This is a genomic window from Aphanizomenon flos-aquae FACHB-1287 (assembly GCF_014698755.1).
Lineage (GTDB): Bacteria > Cyanobacteriota > Cyanobacteriia > Cyanobacteriales > Nostocaceae > Dolichospermum > Dolichospermum flosaquae.
Map to the genome: position 1 here is coordinate 56028 of NZ_JACJTO010000016.1, position 19612 is coordinate 75639.

The window sequence follows — 19612 nt, forward strand, 5'->3', positions numbered from 1 at the left end:
CCATTTTGATTTCTGCACAAGAAAGACGAAGAGAGAATAAAGTCAAGTATACAATATGAGTCTAACAAAAACAGTCAGGTACTCATCAGGTAATATATTCGCTTTCCCCCCAATTGTCTAAAAAAAAGCCCAAGAACGAAACTACAATAATCTGTACCTCTAGAGGGATAAAAACTAACTAACTTAGCTTTTATAGTTCAGACTAAATAGGTCTTAATCAAAAAATAACTCAGGGGAATATGCTTAATGAAAGCTTTATTAATTTGGCCGATAATGCCTAATTCCTTCTGGTCTTATCAGGAAACTCTTGATTTAGCAAATCTGCGGGCTACCAATCCCCCATTAGGTTTAATTACCGTCGCAGCGATGTTACCAACTGATTGGGAAATTAAATTAAGCGATCGCAATGTTCGTCTAGAAACAGATGCAGATTGGGAATGGTGTGATCTGGTGATCATCTCTGCAATGATTATCCAGAAACAGGATTTTAGTCAATTAATTCAGAAAGGTAAAAAATTAGGTAAAAAAGTCGTAGTCGGCGGACCATTTGCCACATCTGTTCCAGAATTTGCCCTGGAAGCAGGAGCAGATTACTTAATTTTAGATGAAGGAGAAATCACTATTCCCATGTTTTTAGAAGCTTTAGAAAAAGGAGAAGAAAAAGGAATTTTCCGAGCTACAGAAAAACCAGATGTTACCACAACTCCCTTACCCAGATTTGATTTATTAGATCTAAATGCTTATATAGCAATGACTGTCCAATTTTCACGTGGTTGTCCATTCCAATGTGAATTTTGCGATATTATTACCCTTTTTGGTCGCAAACCCCGCACAAAAACACCTGAACAAATTCTCGCAGAATTAGAAGTATTATATAAGATGGGTTGGTGGCGTTATGTGTTTATCGTTGATGATAACTTTATTGGCAATAAACGCAATGCTAAAGTCTTTTTAAAGGCATTAATTCCCTGGATGGAAGAACGTAATTATCCCTTTGCTTTATTAACAGAAGCTTCTTTGAATTTAGCAGAAGATGACGAATTACTAGAATTAATGGTGAAAGCTGGTTTTGTCCAGATATTTATGGGAATTGAAACCCCTGATGTCGATAGTTTAGTAGGAATTAATAAACCCCAAAATACCCGTAATTCATTAGTTGAATCTTGCCATAAAATTACTAAAGCCGGATTACAAATTATGTCTGGTTTTATTTTAGGATTTGATGGTGAAAAACCAGGAGCAGGTAAACGGATTCAAGAGTTTATAGAAGCAACCTGTATTCCCCAAGCTCATTTGAATTTACTGCAAGCTTTACCCAATACGGCTATGTGGACTCGCTTGCAAAAAGAAGGAAGATTAATAGACGGGTTAGGTGAATTTTTCGGTTCTCAAAAATCTTTAATGAATTTTATTCCTACTCGGCCAATGTCCGAAATTGCCGAGGAATTTATTGATGCTTTTTGGAATCTATATGAGCCTATGCCCTATCTAAAACGGACTTTTCGCCATTTTATGATGATGGAAGGTTGGCGGGCTAAATATCAACGCACTTTAACTAAATCGGAGTTAAAATTTTTAATTTCTATTTGTTGGCGACAGGGAGGATTACGTTCTACACGGTTTGTTTTTTGGAGGCAATTAATAATCATGACTTGGCGTAAACCTCATCTATTATATGATTATTTAATCGCCTTGGGTACAGGTGAACATTTTTTCAAGTTCCGTCATGAAGTTAAGGCAGAAATAGAATCAGAATTAGCCCAATTTCAACAGCATGAGCAGGAGCAAAAAGCAATAAGTTTACAGTTAGAAACCGTCAGTTAAGTTGCTCAATTACAAATAGTTTATCCCCCAATCCTTGACTTTTGTATAAGTCTGGGATTTATTTATTATCATTAAGTGATTTTATCGAAAATTTAATTGTAAAATTTTGTATATATATCCTTCCCCAGTTTCATGAAGTAACCAATTTATTCACTGTTTCCTGTTCCCTAAAACTCAAAAACTTTATACCTCACTATCATCCAGTTTTCTTTGGTATAATATTACAGTGAGTAACCAGAAAATAACCCAAATATGTCACAAAAGGTAAAATTATTCTTATCCTTGAGATTTAAGGATTTTTGTTTTATCTTTATAATATTCAACTGAATTTTAATCAAGGGGTATCAAATGAGAAAATTAATCAAAAGATTCCTAGGATTTACTAGTGATAAAAGCTTTATATACTTAATCGAAATCACTGAAGTAATAGTTTCCAAATTACTAGCGTTATTAATGCTCATAGTAATTTTTGCCTGTCTTGCTGATTTGGCAATATTTATTTTTCAAGAAATTCTTTCTCCAGAAGTAAGTGGTTTTAGTCAAACATTGTTTAAAACTTTTGGACTATTTCTCAACGTTTTAATTGCCTTAGAAATTTTAGAAAATATTACTGGTTACCTCAAAAAGCACGTTTTACAAGTAGAGTTAGTTATTGTTACTTCTCTAATTGCTATTGCTAGAAAAATTATTATTCTTGATTTGAAGGTGACTGAAGGTCTAGAAATTATTGGTTTAGGTTTTGCAATTCTTGCCCTATCAATTAGTTATTTTATAATTCGGAGTAGCAATTCTAAAAAAGAAGATTAAATGAGGGTAATTACTAGTATGATTAATTTTCCGGTTGGGTCTTTCGTGTTAGCTTTGGAAAAAAGTGCTACAGTGTAAATATAGTATATTTCCCGATACTAAAAAAATGAGCTTATTTTAGACACTCTAAAATTATTTAATACTTAGTCGAGAATTAACCAAATAGTTCTGGAGTATGTTAGCTTTTCCTGACATAGAGTGATCTACCTTATCCCGACCGGCAATTGACAAAAACTTTTCCATAATTTGTGTTACAAGTGCCAAGAATTTGATAAATTAATACATAGTTAGCAACAATTAGGAAAAATTACGTTGAGTTACCATCCAGATGCCATTGTCCCCCACGGTGGAGAGTTAATTAACCGGGTTGCTTCCTCAGCACAAAGAGAAATATTTCTCTCCAAAGCTGACTTTTTACCGCGTGTGGAACTTGATGAGCGAGCAGTTTCTGATTTAGAAATGATTGCCATTGGCGGTTTTAGTCCTCTTCAAGGCTTCATGAACCAAGACGACTACAACCGGGTCGTCACAGAAATGCGGTTAGCGAACGGTATTGTCTGGTCAATTCCCATTACACTGTCTGTAACCGAAGCAGTAGCAACTCCTCTAGAAGAAGGGGGTTTAGTGCGTCTGGATAACTCCAGAGGCGAGTTTATTGGGGTATTGGAACTAACCCAGAAATATACTTACGACAAACAACAGGAAGCTATCAATGTTTATCGTACCGATGACGCTAAACATCCCGGAGTACAAGTAGTTTATAACCAAGGTTCTATCAACCTAGCTGGTGATATTTGGTTATTGCAACGTGACTCTCATCCCCATTTTCCCAGCTACCAAATTGATCCAGCGGCTTCACGGCAAATGTTTCGAGAAAAAACCTGGAAAACCATTGTTGGTTTCCAAACTCGCAATCCTATCCACCGGGCCCATGAATATATTCAAAAATGCGCCTTAGAAACCGTTGATGGTCTATTTTTACACCCGTTGGTAGGGGCAACTAAAGAAGACGATATTGCCGCTGATGTGCGGATGCGTTGTTATGAAATTTTACTAGAACACTATTACCCTGTAGATAGGGTAATTTTGGCAATTAACCCCGCAGCAATGCGTTATGCAGGTCCCAGAGAAGCAATTTTCCATGCTTTAGTGCGGAAAAATTACGGCTGTACACATTTTATTGTCGGACGTGATCATGCTGGTGTAGGTGACTATTACGGCACTTATGATGCTCAATATATCTTCGATGAATTTGCCCCGGAAGAGTTGGGAATTGTACCAATGAAGTTTGAACACGCTTTCTATTGCCAGCGTACCAAACAAATGGCTACAACGAAAACCAGTCCTAGCACTCCAGAGGAACGGGTTCACCTGTCTGGAACAAAGGTACGGGAAATGTTACGTCGGGGTGAGTTACCACCACCGGAATTTTCTCGCCCAGAAGTAGCGGCTGAATTAACCCGGGCTATGCAAATTTCACCTGTATAAGTTTAGATTAAGATTAGAAACTTTACTGTATAGACTTTAGCCTTTAAGCTATTAGCTGATGGGCTGGAGTCTGATAGCTAATTATGAAACGGCGTAATTTTTTACAGCGGGTTGGCAGCTTATTAGCGGCCTTGGGGTTGGCTGAAACTGAATGGTTAAGTTTGGGAAATTCCTATTACCAAGCTTTAGCACAATCTAGCCAGCGTAAGTTGGCATTATTGATAGGGATTAATCAATATCCACAAATCCCTGTCCTTGGTGGTTGTGTTACCGATGTGGAATTGCAAACAGAATTGTTAATTAATCGTTGTGGCTTTGCAGCGTCAGATATTCTCACGTTAACTGACAAACAAGCTGGTAAAGATTTTATTAAGGCGGCTTTTTCGGAGCATTTGGGTAAGCAAGTCAAATCTGGAGATGTGGTAATTTTCCATTTTTCTGGTTATGGTACTCGTGTTAATTCGGGAATGGGAATATTACAAAATGCTATAATTCCTGTTGATGAAAATAATTTCCTAGGGACAACATCTAGCAACTATTTATTAGAAGAAAATCTGTTACGGTTATTAAGATCGTTACCGACAAATCGGGTCACAGCAGTATTAGATACTAGTTACTATCATGTTGATGAATTAAAACCTATGGGTTTGCGAATGCGTACCCGTCCAGAATTATCAACGGCAATTTTATCAAAAGAAGAATTAGAGTTTTTATGGCAATTTAAAAGTCAGAAATTTGTTAATAAGCCTCTAATTATTCAGGCTACTTCAGAAGCAAATCAGCAAGCAGGAGAATTTCTTTTCTCTAATTGGAGTGCAGGATTATTAACTTATGCTTTAACTCAATATCTGTGGGAAACTATCCCAGCCAAAACTATCACGGTTTTTCTTTCTGGTGTTACTACTTCTATATATCGGTTAGGTGGTAAACAACAACCGGGTCTATTAAATGAGCTAAAAGAATCTCACAATGCTTTAATTATTGATTATTTACCGATTAATAACTTGAGAGGTATTGGCGCGGTTCAAGCAATAGAAGAAAATGGCAAGTTAGTCAAGTTGTGGTTAGGAGGATTACCGCCCCAAGTTCTCGCCAATTATGGTGTAAATTCTTGTTTAACTTTGGAGACGGGTGTAGAGTTATTGATTAAATCACGCAGTGGGTTAATAGCCACAGCCGAATTGATAAATCAAGGGATTGATAGTCTACCTCAAGTTGGGCAAATGGTCCAAGAGATTATTCGTGTATTACCCCGGAATATTCATGTTAATGTGGCTTTAGATCAGGGTTTGGAAAGAATTGAACGGGTAGATGCTACTAGTGTTTTTTCCGGGATTAGTCGAATTGCCAATATTGCTACCGCAGAAGAAACGGCTGATTACGTGTTTGGTAAAGTTGCTAAAGTACCCAGTCGTTATGGTCTTTTTTGCTTGAGTGGTGAGGTGATTCTTAATACTATAGGGGAAATTGAAGAAGCGGTGAAGGTAGCAGTACAGCGATTAACACCAAAATTTTCAACCTTGTTAGCTTCCAAGTTGTGGCAACTTACAGAAAATAAAGATTCTTCGCGTCTACCTGTGAAGGTAAGTCTAGAGATTGTTAACAAAATTGTATCCCATGTTTTTATGGTGAGGGACACTTTGGGAAATCCTGTTCAGGATAACACTTTTCAAGTACCTGGTTATGAGGGAATTACCATGCCAACAATTCCTGTGGGTAGTCGCTGGCAATATAAAATTGAAAATTTGAGCGATCGCCCGATATACTTAGTTTTAGTGGGGTTAAATAATCATCAAGATCCCTTTGCTTTTTATCATTGGGAAGTTTTATCACAGAAGAATATTCCTCCTACGAAACCCCAATTAGTAGAAATCTTGATTCCCCCAGGTAAAACCGTCAAAATCCCCGACAATCATCCAATAGCTGGCTGGTTACTTCCCACTCGTTATACTTTTTGTGAACACCAAATTATTTTGAGTACAGCACCGTTTCAGGAAACTCTTACGGCATTAGCGATCGCTAAATATCCTACCACAGATCAACAGGCTATTAGTCCTATTGTCAACCCTTTAGAAGTTGCCCAAGCCATATTACAAGATTTACATAATGCTAGTAATGTTACAACTGACATCAATGATGCCTATGTTTTGGATGTTAATAATTGGGCAAGTTTGAACTTTAGTTTTCAAGTAGTGTAAACACGCAATGGGGTATTATAGTTACGTATCCTACTATAGATTCAAAATTGTATGGAATTTTACTTATCTGCTGATAATTATTTCAACCGAGGGAATACTTTGTGCCTTTCAGGTGATTATGAGGGTGGAATTAAAGCTTACGATCAAGCCATTCAAATACAACCCTTCCATGAAGTATACCAAAATCGCGGTGTAGCACTATTTTTTTAGATCGAGAGGAAGATGCACTTGTATCTTTCAACAAAGCTATTGAACTTAAACCAGAATTTTACCAAGCTTGGTACAGTCGGGGTGTTTTACGCCTAAAACGAATGAAAGATATATATTTAGGTCCAGGTTCATTAGACCTGTCCGAAGAAAGCAAAAAACAATATAAAGAAGCAATAGAATCTTTTAACAAGACTATTGAAATCGAACAAAAATACCACCGAGCTTGGTATGATAGAGCAGAATGTTATGCAATAATTCAGGAAGTGGATTTAGCTATAAAGGACTTAAAACAAGCTATTGACCTTAATCACGAATACAAAACCAAAGCAAAAACTAACACTTACTTTGATGAAATTAGAGAAGATGAGCGATTTAAGAAATTGATAGAAGACTAAATTTATGGCGTTGGTGAATGAAAGTATGAATTTATCTCACCCTTCCGACGCAAAGATTAGGAGTTTGAGAAATGGAATTTTTGATTTTCATACCTCAATATGGCTATCTATCACCAACGCCAAAAATGTTATATTAAACGCAAAGCTACCACAACAATCAAAAACTTATGATAGCGAGTAATATTAGACAACAAATTCTAGATCATCTTCAACCATTACCTGGAGAACAAGTAAAAACCCTTCTATTAACATGGCTAACTGGTACATCTGGGGAATTAGAAGATTTTGAGCGGTTGCTGACAAATAAACCTACTCAAACCACAGAAGAATCACTTGAGTATGGCGAAATAGATGCAGAACTAAATTTTCAACCTCTCACTGAAGCCGACATGATTCAGCAAAGTAAATCTGCGCTAGAAGCCTACCGTCGCACGGGTTCAGGAGTAGAACATGAACGAGTGCGGGAATGGGTAAATAGCTTAGGAATCAATCAAGAACGCTGATGTCTCAGATAGTTTGGACCCAAACTGCAATTAACGACTTAAATCGTCATTACGATTTTATCGCACTTAATGATGTTAACGCAGCAGCACGCGCAGTACAAACAATAGTCTCTTCTAGCGATACTCTACAGCAAAATCCACATCGAGGCGCGATTGTAGATGAGGTAGCAGGATTACGAAAACTTTTAGTTTCTTTTGGTAAATACGGCTATATTATTCACTACGCTATTCTTGAAGATGATGTGATTATTTTACGCATCTATCATGGGCGAGAGAATAGACCGATTTAATCAGTCAGTTCTCATTCCCTATTCCCTTACAAATACTTCTCTAACAACAAAGCCAACTTCTCCTTAGTTGCTGCTGGTGCTTTCTCCAAATTCGTCAAAATCGCATATTTCAAAGCCGAATGCGCCTCACTAGCAGGAGGATTTGCACTCAACCGCTTCACAGTTTCTTGAATTACCTTTTGTGCATTTGCTGCATTTTTATGTAAATTCCCAATTACCATTTCCACCGTCACAGTATCATGATCTGGATGCCAACAATCATAATCCGTCACCAGCGCCAACGTTGCATAGGCGATTTCCGCTTCCCGTGCTAACTTCGCTTCGGGTAAATTTGTCATCCCGATGACTGTAGCATCCCAACTCCGATAGAGATGAGATTCAGCCTTAGTAGAAAAAGCCGGTCCCTCCATACATACGTACGTACCACCATTATGTAATGTGACATCTAGTAAACTTAAAGAAGCGATCGCCTCAGCTAAAATAGTAGATAAATTATGGCAAATCGGCTCACCAAAAGCAATATGCGCCACAATTCCTTCACCAAAGAAGGTAGAAATGCGATTCTTGGTTCGATCAATAAACTGATCGGGAATTACCATATCTAAGGGTTTAACTTCAGCTTTCAAAGAACCCACAGCACTAGCAGAGATTAGGTATTCTACCCCCAATCGCTTCATCGCGTAAATATTAGCCCGATATGGCAATTCAGCAGGTAATAATGTATGATTACGACCATGACGCGCTAAAAAAGCTACTCTTGTTCCTTCTAAAGTTCCGAGAATAATCACATCTGAAGGTGAACCAAAAGGTGTAGAAATTTCTATTTCTTCCACATCTTTGAGCGCTTCCATTTTATATAGACCGCTTCCACCAATGATTCCGATTTTCGCTACTGTCATAAAGTATTGACTTTGTGATAAATGGGACTAAGCAGTAATTTTAACATCTGTATATTGTACAAAAATATCCGACAAAAAATAAAGTTCTTGTTTTTCTAAAAGTTGAAAAATCTTCAATCTAGAGCAATTTTAGATACATTCCCGGTGTTATGAGATACATATATAGCGGGCAAGATGCCCGCACCACAAGAGTTTCATGATTCAACTTTGTACCTTTAATTTTACCTAAAAATATCCCCATAACTTCCTATTGATAAGGAAAATATGGGGAAATAATATCGGTAATTTCTCACAAAATGGTTTTAATTTTGAGGAGAGGAATTATTTATTCCTGGTGTTACGGTCACCTGAGGTAAAGTGCTGTTAGGAACTAAACTAGGGTTATTTCCGTTCCCTGGTGCGGGAAATGAATTTGGGTTAATTGGTGGTACAGACCTCAAATTTCCTAGTGAGTTGATTTCGGGATTTGTGGGATTATTAGGTATGGGAGGAACCGGAAAACTAGATGAATTTGTCAATGGTTGAGATGAACCAGGGATAATTCCCAAAGATACACGATTTCCTCCTATTTGTCGCAGCAAATCTAATATTTGAATTACATCGTTATAAGTAGCTGTCCGCGACGCATTTAATACTAAAATCCCATCTGGATTGGCTTGGATGTATTGTTTTAAACGTCCTTCCAATTCCTCTCGTTTTATCTGTTCTTTTTCTATGTAAAGCGATCCAACAGCATCAATTGTCACAGGTAATATTTTGCTTTTAATTTGGAAATTAGCAGCGGAATTTTCACCCGTACTAGCTTTGGGTAAATCAACATTAATTGCTTGTTGACGGGTAAATTGTAAAGCCGCCAATAGAAAGAATGTCAGAATACAAAAAACAACGTCAATTAGAGGGATAATTTGAATCTGAAGGTCTTCACCGGGAGTATCTAGCTTAACTTTCATCTTCTTGTTTTTCTACAGGGTGCAAACTTAAATTATCAGTTTTGTGATCTGGCAAATCTGCTGAATTTATAGGGTTTAAACTGGGGTTATCAATTGTATCATCTGGCTCAATTGATGAAGCAGAGTGCAAACTTAAATTATCAGTTGTGTGATCTGGCAAATCTGCTGAATTTACAGCATTTAAACTGGGGTTATCAATTGTATCATCCGGCTCAATTGATGAAGTAGAGTGCAAACTTAAATTATCAATTGTATCATCTGGCTGATTTTCTGGTTCTTGGATAAATGTTTTTGATTCTAACCCAGAAGATAAATCAAAATTCTTAGAACTACGTTTTGAGAATCTTTCTGTGTTAACTGTTTTAGGTTCAGGAGGATATTGACGGTAAAGCAATTCCAGTTCATTACCCGCTTTGTTGAAAATTTTGACTTGGTTAACAACAAAACTTTGAAATAAGCGGTAGAATACTAAACTAGCGATCGCTACTATTAATCCTGATGCTGTACTAATTAGTGATTCTCCAATCCCCGTAGTTACACCTGCTGTAGATTCAGTTCCCAAATCACCAATACGAATTGCACCTAAAGAACGAATCAAACCCAGGACTGTACCCAACAATCCTAACAGGGGTGAGAGAGCAATTACAGCCTCCAAAAGTTTTTCCCCCCGACGCATTCCAGCTACCTCGTCGGCTGCGGTTGATTCTAGCGCCAATCTAAAAGTTTCTGGATCACTTTTTTGCAAGCTTAAAGGTGCGTATAAAAATCTACCAATGGGCTGATTTCTGGCTTGTTCAGCTATTGTTTCAGCGATTCCCCAATCTTCACCAGCAGCGTCAAGAACCCGATTGACTATTTCTTTTTCCTGGGCAAGAATCACTAACCAGAACCACAGCCGTTCAAAAATCACACTTAGTGATAGAACCGACAAAACGAACAAAGGCCACATAGCTGGCCCGCCCTTCTTAAACAAATCTAAAATATCCACTGTGTAAATTTCCCCTCACCATTCCTAGTAGTCAAAGCATTTTTATTTTAGAGAGTTTTGCATTACTCACAAACTTTTCTCGTTAATTACTAAGGAGTAACATCTTCTATACACAATCTGACGGTTATTCCCACCGGGAATTTAGAGGATTATTTGCCAAAATGAAAAAAACCACTGGAGGTTAAGAATATGAACTTCTCAATTCAATCCCTTTATACATGGTATCGGAATACATTACGTAATCCTAAGTACCGTTGGTGGGTAATTATCGGCACAGTTGCCTATTTAATTAGCCCTTTGGATATTTCTCCAGATTTTATTCCTATTATTGGCCAAGTTGATGATGTTTTACTGTTAACTTTATTCGTTACTGAAGTTTCGGGATTGGTAATTGATGGTTGGAAGACCAAGAAAGGAACTGTAGGAAATAGTACCAGCAATTCCGCTAATCATGCCACTTCCCCAGGGGAAACTGTGGATGTTAGTTCTACTACTAGTAAGTAGTATTATCCGTTGGGTGGCCGCGAGGAAACCCAACATACAGCATTTTCTAGTATTCTAAAGCACAGATATTAATGATACAGCGTTTTCCGCTGAAGATGAGGTACAAATATGTACCTTATAACACCGGAAATTACTGTAAAACTCTTGTGGTACAGGCATTTTACCCGCATAGTCTACCTCACTAAAAAAAGCAATTTTCTATTCAAAGCTGATTTCTAGCTTTAAGTTGTAAATATCTATCAACTAACTGTTCGGAAATTTGATTTGCCGGTGCGTCGAGAACTAATACACCTTTTTGTTTTAATTGAGCAAATGCCAGTTGTCTTTGTGCTAATAAGTCTAAAGCAACTGCGCGAATATAAGACTGTGTAACATTTTCCGTAAAGGTATGTGCTAATTTATCAACTTGAGGATCTGCCAGGGTGACGCAAAAGGGTAAATAACGGGGTGCGAGTCTGGTAAGTGCTGCGAGAAGTTCGGAGGAAGCAGTGATATCAACTAAGTCCGTAATAACGACTACTAAAGCCCTGCGGCTTTGTTGTTTGACGACATGAGTAACTGCACCTAAATAGTCAGATTCCAGTAATTCTGGTTGAATGGGGGTGAGTTTATCAATGAGTCGGTTGAGGTGATGTTGTCCTCGTTCTGAGGGTATCCACGTATGTATTTGGCGATCAAATACACCAACACCAACGCGATCGCCTCTGTGTAAACCCGCTAATGCTAGGGATAATGTAGTATTTAAACCCCAGTCAAATCGTTGTAAACCCTGAACTTGTGCTGTCATTAATCTGCCACGATCTAGTAATATCAATAATGTTTGTTCTTGTTCTGGTTCTAAAACTCTAACTAGGGGTCCTGTATTACCATAAGCACGTCTAGCTGTTGCTTTCCAATCAATAAACCGCAAATCATCACCGCTGCGATAGTTCCGCAGTTCAGCAAATTCTGTACCTATACCCATTTGCCGAATTTTGCGGATAGAACCTGATGATTGTAATGTGAGACGAATAGAAAGTGATCGCAATCCAATTAAATCAGGATATACTTTTACCTGTGTATTTTGGGGAATTTGCCAATCATACCACCCTAAACCCCACATTCCTAACTGTCGGACTTGGATATTTCCCCAAGAAAACTCTCCTCTTTGATTTGGATAAACTGTGTAAATTAATTCTTGGTTTTGATTAGCATAAATATTAGCTGTAATTGTGTTTTCAGAAACAGCAAATTCTTGTGGATAATAATCACGAACTTGAATAACTGTATCAACTTTCCCCGCTTGGACTTTTAATATAACTGAATTATCCCTACCAATAGATAAACGTAAAGGTAATTCGCGGGTAATTTCTACACCGTTGGCTTTTATTCTCCAAATATCAATTACCATGAAGATAAAAACGGTAATATCAAATAAACAAATTATGATTATGGTTTGATCAATTCCCAAAATCATAGACAAAATTGGGGAAATAAATATTCCCGCAATTAATAAGAAATAAACTTTTTTGGAGGGAATCATATTATCAAGGATGAATTTATGAATACTGATTTCTGCCGTCAATTTTGTGACGAATTGCAACTAGACTATTAGGGAAATTTCAAAATGTTCCCCTAAATGCTGCATAACTCAGAGCCATAATAATTGGGAGAATAATAGAGATAGAAATAATCAGTCCAGTTTTGCCAAAATGAACTTTTTGTCCATCTGATTTCAAGAAGATAATTACAGATGCAGTTGCCATTAAAACCCAAATTATTGCAAAGAGAATAAAGATAATAAATGCTGAATTATTCATGGTTTTTATTAACTATTCTTGTCTCTTTAGGGAATGTAATTCTTGTTATGAAACTTGTTTTCAACATGAGATTATCAATGAATTATCTAGGAACTGGAACTTGATTAATTAATGCTGTAACCACCGCATCAATTTGTAAACCATCTAGCATTGCTTCCGGTTTTAATAATAAACGATGACGTAATAAAGGTGGAGCTACTGATTTTACATCATCTGGGGTAACAAAATCTCTACCTGATAACCAAGCTGCTGCTTGAGAAGTTTGCAACCAAGCGCCCGCAGCGCGAGGAGAAGCACCTAAAGCCAAATCAGGATATTGACGGGATTTTCTGACAATTTCTAATAAATAATCAACTATTTTTTCTGATACCTGAACTTGTTTTACAGCTTGTCTAGCTTGCAAAATATCAGTTACTTTGGTAATAGGTTTTAAACTGGCAATATCTGAGCGTTTAGCAGCAAACCCAGACTGACGATTTAATAACATTTGTTTTTCGGCTGTTTGTTCTGGATAATCAACAATTAACTTAAACAAAAACCGATCTAATTGCGCTTCTGGTAAGGGATAAGTTCCTTCAAATTCTAAAGGATTTTGGGTAGCAATTACCCAAAATAAATCAGGTAAAGGTAAACTTTTTCCATCTAGTGTAACTTGCATTTCTTCCATTGCTTCTAAGAGTGCAGCTTGGGTTTTTGGAGGAGTGCGGTTAATTTCATCAGCTAAAAGTATTTCTGTAAATATAGGACCTCTTTTTAAAGTAAAATCCCGGGTATTTAAATCAAAAATATTTGTACCTGTAATATCAGATGGTAAAACATCTGGAGTTAGTTGAATACGACGAAAATCAGATTGGATTAATTGGGCTAAAACCTTAACTAAAAGAGTTTTTCCTGTACCGGGAACTCCTTCTAAAATGATGTGTCCTCCTGCTAATAAAGCGATTAATGTCTGTTTAATCAAAGTAGGTTGTCCAACAACTATTTGATTAATTGCTTTTCCCAGGTTAATTAAAATGGAATTATTGGTTTGACTCATATTGATCACTCTCACACAAAAAAGAAAGAATATAAAGCTTATATTAGATAATAGTAGGTTAGTTTGAAAAAGGAAACCCAACAAAATCCTTTAGTAGCTTATAGTAGGTTAGTTTGAAAAAGGAAACCCAACAAAATCCTTTAGTAGATTATAGTAGGTTGGGTTGACAAAGGAAACCCAACAAAATCCTTTAGTAGATTATAGTTTGACCAAGACCTTGATAATTTTGGGTTTTTGGGTTTTGCTATCGCTCAATCCAACCTACATTCTCACATACACAAAAAAGGAATAGAAAGAGATTTTGAGAAATTTAATTTTTACTTTCTCGTAATTTACGCCATTTCCCTAACCAGTTTATCAGTTCTCGTTCATTTATTCGGCGTTTTTGTGCTTTTAGTTGTAATACATTATTAAGGTTTTCTGTACTGCTCCCTGTTTGTTCTTCCCAGATTTTTAGTAAAACCTGATCTTCTACAGGAATTTGACTCAAACCCAAAACTTTTTGTAGTTGTATTTGTTCTTCTTTCCCTAGCATTTCAACAACAAAATCACTAGATACTGCTTTTTCTAAAACTCCAGCTAAAGCGTGAATATAAGCCTGACTATTATCTATAACTGGTGTTTTTAAAGTTACTGGTTTACCAAAGCGGCGATTTTTAGCCCAAATTAACACCAATAATAGGATAATTCCCTGAATAAAAGCTGGTAATAGGGGAGTTTTTGCAAAATAATTGAATATACTGTCTTCTCCTACTTTTTCCTGAATATCTTTGTCTTTATAACCATGAATATATTCGTCTACAAATATTTTCTGACTATTTTTGGTCACTAAATCTCCTAGTAATTTAAAATTACCATCCTTTTCTTGATAGGCATTAGCTGCTAAATATGGTGTTGTTACTAAAATAACTTTACCTTGACCAAGTTTTCTTTGCCAAATTATTGCCCCAAATTCGTCTTCTAGTATAACTTGTTCTCCTTTATTACGATTATATCGGCGGCTAGTATCAATTTTAACTTCTCCAAACGCTGATTCATGCTGGGTGCTAAATGCTGCTGCTGTTACTGGTCGTTTAATTCCTAAAATTACTAAAGTATTCCCTTTTTCTACCCATTCTTCTTGTTGTGGATATGTTTCCATATCCTTGAACTCACTGTTAACTTGTAGTAAAGTTACAGGGTTTTTTGTGGTTGGTAAATCACTAAATGGCTTTTGCCAACGCTGAATACTGATCTGTTTTTCTTGCATAAAAGCATACCACGCACCATAACCATCAGGAGCGCGACTATACGTAGAGCCATTAGTTATTTTAGTATTGGGGGCTGCTAAAATAGTCAGTAATATTATCGCTAATAAAACTATCCAGCCAAACCAAAAAGTACGCTGATTGGGTTTCATAATTTATAATTATCCATGATAATTGGGGAAATACAGCAGATTTCAATATTATGAGGTACAGATATTAATGATAATTGTAATGTACCTTAACCAGATGAAATCCGCTGTATTTGTTGATAAGCTTGCCAACATTGTTGATAATTTTCTGCCAATATTTTGTAATTACTAAAGCATAATTTTTCATGGGTAGTAATTAATATTTGATAGGGTTGAATAAGAGTAACCGATGATTTGAGTAAGTGTAAATATTCCCCATTTGTGCGACTAGGTTTTTCTAGAGCAATTGCTTGTTCATGTAACTGCTGTAACATTGCCAAATAAATACAGCGACAAGCTTCTGTATAATTATCCTGTCGGTTAAATTCCTGAGATTGTTTTAATAATAAAGCAATTGAAATTTCTCTGGAATCAACGTTTTTTCTAGAACTCGAATAATTACTAATTGTATTCAGCCAAGCATAAATATAAGGATTAAATTCTTGCCATAATCGCCACCCTATCCACAGTAAAAATGAACCTAATCCTGACCAAAATAGGATTTCTAATAACTTTCCTACCCAAGGACTAATTGACCATTCAGAAGGTAATTCTGGGAGAATTGTTTGAAACTGGGAAAATTGATATTCCACCCATTCCCCTACTTTTTGCTGAAATAAAGAAAACTCCCACACCCAATTTGTTTTTTCAAAAGCATCTGTAGACATAAAAAAAGAATGGCTCAACCTATTTTTTATTTGTATTAACATTTCCAAAAATTAAATATCTGGTTTCTCAAACCCCCGGAGAAAACTTTCGGGGAAAGTCCCTAGATTTTTTTAGAGATGTTGATGACTGAATTTGCTAACTTAGTATAAAAGAGAATTTTGCAAATGACTATTTATTTTTATCAAGTTTCCCAGCCCTATGGTTGTTTTTCTAACTTTTCTCCCCACAGTATTAACATTGATGGTACTTACTGGCCAACCGTTGAGCATTATTATCAAGCACAAAAGTTTGTTGGTAGTTCCGATGCTCCCATTATACCTTTAATTCACGCTGCTGTCAGTCCTGAACAGGCTGCTGCTTTAGGGCGTTGTCCCTCTCGTCGTTTCCGTCCAGATTGGGAATTGGTCAAAACTCAAGTCATGCGGATTGGGGTACTACACAAATTTATCACTCATGCTGATATTAGGGAAATATTATTAATCACAGGTGATGAAATGCTCATAGAAAATTCCCCTACAGATTGTTTCTGGGGCTGTGGTGCAAATCATACAGGAGAAAATCATCTCGGTAAAATCCTCATGAGTGTACGTGCAGAAATCCGCTCACAATTCTTGAAAAGATGAAAACCATTGATACTGGTCGCTTATATAAAATATTGTTTACTGAGCAATACCTTGTCCAAATTGGAAAAACCCTGAATTTGTAGGTTGGGTTGAAGTATGAAACCCAACATTGGCGTTGGGTCGCGTTGTCGCTTAACCCAAGCTACAGAAAATGGACTGGTCGCTTGTATAAACTATTGTTTACTGAGAATATCATCAAAAAAAGCTGATATTATAAACAGAGGTTACGATTTTACCAAGTATTAATTCTGATGAAAAATAGAAAACAACAACATAATTGGCTGATGTTACTGGTAGGTAAGGGCTATATAACTTTGTCTATTAGTATTCTGTTGTTTGGTTGTGTGAGTGCAGTTACTGACTCTAGCCGTGTTTTGGCAAAAGATGATTCCTCAAAAATTGCTCAATCTCCAGCAGCAACAAAGAAAAATGCAGAACGGCTTTTGGAAGAGGGAATGACACTTTATCAACAAGGATCAGCAGAGTCTTTGCGACAAGCAATTCAAAAATGGCAAGAGGCTTTATCGCTGTATCGGGTGGTCAATGATAAGAAAAACGAAGCTAATACCTTTGTTTGGATCGGTTTTGTCTACAATAATTTAGGAGAAAAGCAAAAGGCACTGGACTATTACAACCAAGCCTTACCCATACTTCGGGCTGTGGGCGATAGCGAAGCGCTCCGTAGGAATCGCGGTGGGGAAGCTACCACTCTCAATAATATCGGTCTTGTCTACAATGCTTTAGGAGAAAAGCAAAAGGCACTGGACTTTTTCAACCAAGCTTTACCCATATATCGGGCTGTGGGCGATCCCTATTTAGAAGTTACCATTCTTGATAATATTCGTGCATTAGGAGGATTTTAAGTATAGGCTTTTAAAGCTCACTGATGTTTTTTGTTTGTAAAGTTTAATTGCAAAAATATCCAATCTATTTTAAAGTTGTTATTCTAATAGTTGAAGCCATTAGAGCTTCCCTGGCAGATACAACAGCTAGAGAGAAAGAAGAAGATAGAAAATGCAAGTTAGGTAAGAGGTGAAATTGCTGTTTAGTTCAAATCTGTCTCGTCAACAAACGACAACACCCAACGCGAAAGCTGATATTCCCTCAAATCAATGAAAATCAGGGGGCGCTGTAACTGGTTTCCATCCCTTATTGATCAAGTTGATGAAAGGTAGTACATCCCTGGCTAGAGTTAACAAAAAGAGGGATTCAACAAGCTAGTAGATGTGTGGGTGTTGTTGTTTGTAATATTATCCTAAAATTGAATAGCAACAGTGAATAATAGTTTAAAATAGTCTATCCTGAATTAAAGAATTGTCGGGGTGGTTTTTTCTGAGTTATTTGTGAGAATATATTATATTATTAGCTAACAATTAAGTAGATATATTTTTAGTAATGTGAATTTATGCCTAGAACTCCTAACGAGTATGCTGTCTTTTTGCTGTTAGATAATGGACATCGGGAAGAAGTGCGTTTTTCTACCTTTCCAGAATTTCAGAAATGGTACACTAGTGTATTAACTCCCAAGCATGATTCTAACGAATTTATTAACGTACCGATTAAGAACATTCAAGGTGAATATCTAGTGGTACGGCCATCTAAAATTGCAGGGATTCGGGTAGAACCAGTTTTTAATTCCAGTATTGAAAGATAAAAGATGAGAAAAAACCTAACTTTGCTTGCTTTAGGACTGGGAATTGCTCTGATAAATCCACTTTCTTCAGTTATAGCTCAAGCTCCTACTTCACAGCCAATTACAATACCAGTAACACCACCAGTAACACCACCAGTAACACCACCAGTAACACCACCAGTAACACCACCAGTAACACTACCAGCGCTCGAACTTATTGATTTAGAAAGCGTTTGTACTCCTGATAATTGTCTAGGTTTAGACGAACAACTGTGGGGTAAACAGGGGGATAAACAAGCGTTACTAACTTCAATAGATAACAGTTTGACTTATTTAGCAACTAATAAAGCTATTGAAGTATATCAAAATTATCCGATTAAGGAAATTACCCTAAATCGAGTCCGAGAAAGTTTAGTCCGTTTTCGACAAGTGGTTGTTAGTTCTCAGTCAGCAGCAGAACTACAAGCTGCTGTGCGTCGGGAATTTGCTTTTTATCAGTCTGTGGGCAATGATGGTAAGGGGACTGTTAAATTTACAGCCTATTATGAACCTGTGTATGTGGCCAGTAGAGTTAGGACTGCTGTATACAGGTATCCTCTTTATCGTCTACCAGCGGATTTTCAGAAATGGCCAAAACCCCATCCTAAAAGGGTTGATTTAGAAGGGAAAGATGGATTACTGGGGGATAAAAGTAAATTACGGGGATTAGAAATTCTCTGGTTCAGTAATCGTTTAGACCCTTACATGGTTCATATCCAAGGTTCTGCCCAAATTAGATTAACTAATGGACAAAGAACATCTGTTGGTTATGCGGGGGGAACTGATTATCCTTGGACTAGTATTGGCAAGGAATTGGCAAAAGATGGTAAACTGCCCCTTAGTGGCTTAAGTATGCCGAAATTAATTAGTTATTTCCAGAAACATCCCAAGGAATTGAGTAATTATTTACCCCGTTGGGAAAGATTTATTTTCTTTGCAGAAACTAACGGTGCACCTGCTACTGGTAGTCTTATGATACCTGTCACCGCTGAACGTTCTATTGCTACAGATAAGGCACTTATGCCTCCAGGAGCATTGGCGCTAATTATCAATTCTTTTCCTTATCCTAATAGTAGCGGTAAATTGGAATCTCGTCTAGTGAACCGTTTTGTTTTAGATCAGGATACTGGTAGTGCAATTAAAGGACCAGGAAGGGTTGATTATTTTATGGGTTCTGGTAAATTAGCGGGCGATCGCGCTGGCATTTCTGGCGGTAATGGGTTACTATTTTATTTATTACTAAAATAATAGGTAATTGAGTATTAGCGGGCAAGATGCCCGCCCCACAAGAGTTTTAAGAGTTTTATTTTTGCTTAATATGG

At 36.9% G+C, this 19612-nt stretch carries 20 protein-coding genes and 1 pseudogene; 13 read left to right on the top strand and 8 right to left on the bottom strand.

Annotated features, from left to right (window positions below; all coding sequences use genetic code 11):
- Positions 1–246: 246 nt before the first annotated feature.
- The 8 genes from H6G44_RS09790 to H6G44_RS09825 all read left to right on the top strand — a co-directional run bounded on the left by H6G44_RS09790 (position 247) and on the right by H6G44_RS09825 (position 7715).
- A complete protein-coding gene (locus H6G44_RS09790; protein ID WP_190386373.1) occupies positions 247–1824 on the top strand; it encodes a B12-binding domain-containing radical SAM protein in 1578 nt (525 codons plus the stop codon).
- 348 nt (positions 1825–2172) lie between these two features.
- Positions 2173–2631, top strand: coding sequence for a phosphate-starvation-inducible PsiE family protein (locus tag H6G44_RS09795; protein WP_190386374.1), 459 nt, complete (start codon positions 2173–2175; stop codon positions 2629–2631).
- 312 nt (positions 2632–2943) lie between these two features.
- Entirely contained in the window at positions 2944–4119 is a 1176-nt protein-coding gene (sat, locus tag H6G44_RS09800; RefSeq protein WP_190386375.1) for a sulfate adenylyltransferase, read from the top strand.
- An 83-nt stretch (positions 4120–4202) separates the two neighbouring features.
- The gene (locus H6G44_RS09805) at positions 4203–6317 is read left to right on the top strand and encodes a caspase family protein (protein ID WP_190386376.1); all 2115 of its coding nucleotides are present in this window, start codon (positions 4203–4205) and stop codon (positions 6315–6317) included.
- Positions 6318–6368: 51 nt separating this feature from the next.
- Positions 6369–6527, top strand: a complete 159-nt coding sequence (locus H6G44_RS20725; RefSeq protein WP_190386377.1) for a tetratricopeptide repeat protein — start codon at positions 6369–6371, stop codon at positions 6525–6527.
- Between the two features lie 101 nt (positions 6528–6628).
- Positions 6629–6922: a TPR end-of-group domain-containing protein gene (locus H6G44_RS09815; RefSeq protein ID WP_190386378.1), complete on the top strand. Its 294-nt coding sequence runs from the start codon at positions 6629–6631 to the stop codon at positions 6920–6922.
- A gap of 167 nt (positions 6923–7089) precedes the next feature.
- Positions 7090–7425 (top strand): hypothetical protein, encoded by a 336-nt coding sequence (locus tag H6G44_RS09820; protein ID WP_015079747.1) that lies wholly within the window; start codon positions 7090–7092, stop codon positions 7423–7425.
- Positions 7425–7715, top strand: a complete 291-nt coding sequence (locus H6G44_RS09825; RefSeq protein ID WP_015079746.1) for a type II toxin-antitoxin system RelE/ParE family toxin — start codon at positions 7425–7427, stop codon at positions 7713–7715. Before H6G44_RS09820 ends, H6G44_RS09825 begins: the two co-directional genes overlap by 1 nt.
- 26 nt (positions 7716–7741) lie before the next feature.
- Here the strand turns inward: H6G44_RS09825 and H6G44_RS09830 are convergent, their stop codons facing one another.
- The 3 genes and pseudogenes from H6G44_RS09830 to H6G44_RS09840 form a co-directional block, all read right to left on the bottom strand.
- The gene (locus H6G44_RS09830) at positions 7742–8614 is read right to left on the bottom strand and encodes an S-methyl-5'-thioadenosine phosphorylase (RefSeq protein WP_190386379.1); all 873 of its coding nucleotides are present in this window, start codon (positions 8612–8614) and stop codon (positions 7742–7744) included.
- Positions 8615–8916: 302 nt separating this feature from the next.
- The gene (locus H6G44_RS09835) at positions 8917–9564 is read right to left on the bottom strand and encodes an ExbD/TolR family protein (protein ID WP_190386380.1); all 648 of its coding nucleotides are present in this window, start codon (positions 9562–9564) and stop codon (positions 8917–8919) included.
- Positions 9565–9933: 369 nt separating this feature from the next.
- Positions 9934–10552: pseudogene (locus H6G44_RS09840) on the bottom strand (MotA/TolQ/ExbB proton channel family protein); the annotation flags it as partial.
- A gap of 189 nt (positions 10553–10741) precedes the next feature.
- On the opposite strand from H6G44_RS09840, the gene H6G44_RS09845 reads away from it, so the two are divergent.
- Complete coding sequence (locus tag H6G44_RS09845) at positions 10742–11056, top strand: YkvA family protein (protein WP_190386381.1); 315 nt, start codon at positions 10742–10744, stop codon at positions 11054–11056.
- 202 nt (positions 11057–11258) lie between these two features.
- Here H6G44_RS09845 and H6G44_RS09850 read toward each other — a convergent pair whose 3' ends face one another.
- The 5 genes from H6G44_RS09850 to H6G44_RS09870 form a co-directional block, all read right to left on the bottom strand.
- Positions 11259–12578: a DUF58 domain-containing protein gene (locus H6G44_RS09850; RefSeq protein WP_190386382.1), complete on the bottom strand. Its 1320-nt coding sequence runs from the start codon at positions 12576–12578 to the stop codon at positions 11259–11261.
- A gap of 79 nt (positions 12579–12657) precedes the next feature.
- A complete protein-coding gene (locus H6G44_RS09855; protein WP_190386383.1) occupies positions 12658–12855 on the bottom strand; it encodes a hypothetical protein in 198 nt (65 codons plus the stop codon).
- Positions 12856–12937: 82 nt separating this feature from the next.
- Positions 12938–13891: an AAA family ATPase gene (locus tag H6G44_RS09860; protein ID WP_190386384.1), complete on the bottom strand. Its 954-nt coding sequence runs from the start codon at positions 13889–13891 to the stop codon at positions 12938–12940.
- Between the two features lie 310 nt (positions 13892–14201).
- The gene (locus H6G44_RS09865; protein WP_190386385.1) at positions 14202–15290 is read right to left on the bottom strand and encodes a DUF4350 domain-containing protein; all 1089 of its coding nucleotides are present in this window, start codon (positions 15288–15290) and stop codon (positions 14202–14204) included.
- An 86-nt stretch (positions 15291–15376) separates the two neighbouring features.
- The gene (locus H6G44_RS09870; RefSeq protein WP_190386386.1) at positions 15377–15994 is read right to left on the bottom strand and encodes a DUF4129 domain-containing protein; all 618 of its coding nucleotides are present in this window, start codon (positions 15992–15994) and stop codon (positions 15377–15379) included.
- Between the two features lie 165 nt (positions 15995–16159).
- On the opposite strand from H6G44_RS09870, the gene H6G44_RS09875 reads away from it, so the two are divergent.
- The 4 genes from H6G44_RS09875 to mltA all read left to right on the top strand — a co-directional run bounded on the left by H6G44_RS09875 (position 16160) and on the right by mltA (position 19538).
- On the top strand, positions 16160–16618 hold the full coding sequence (locus H6G44_RS09875) for an NADAR family protein (protein ID WP_190386387.1): 459 nt from the start codon (positions 16160–16162) through the stop codon (positions 16616–16618).
- Positions 16619–16869: 251 nt separating this feature from the next.
- A complete protein-coding gene (locus tag H6G44_RS09880) occupies positions 16870–17481 on the top strand; it encodes a tetratricopeptide repeat protein (RefSeq protein ID WP_190484306.1) in 612 nt (203 codons plus the stop codon).
- Between the two features lie 542 nt (positions 17482–18023).
- A complete protein-coding gene (locus H6G44_RS09885; RefSeq protein WP_190386389.1) occupies positions 18024–18272 on the top strand; it encodes a hypothetical protein in 249 nt (82 codons plus the stop codon).
- 3 nt (positions 18273–18275) lie between these two features.
- The gene (mltA, locus tag H6G44_RS09890) at positions 18276–19538 is read left to right on the top strand and encodes a murein transglycosylase A (protein WP_190386390.1); all 1263 of its coding nucleotides are present in this window, start codon (positions 18276–18278) and stop codon (positions 19536–19538) included.
- The last annotated feature ends 74 nt before the right edge of the window (positions 19539–19612 follow it).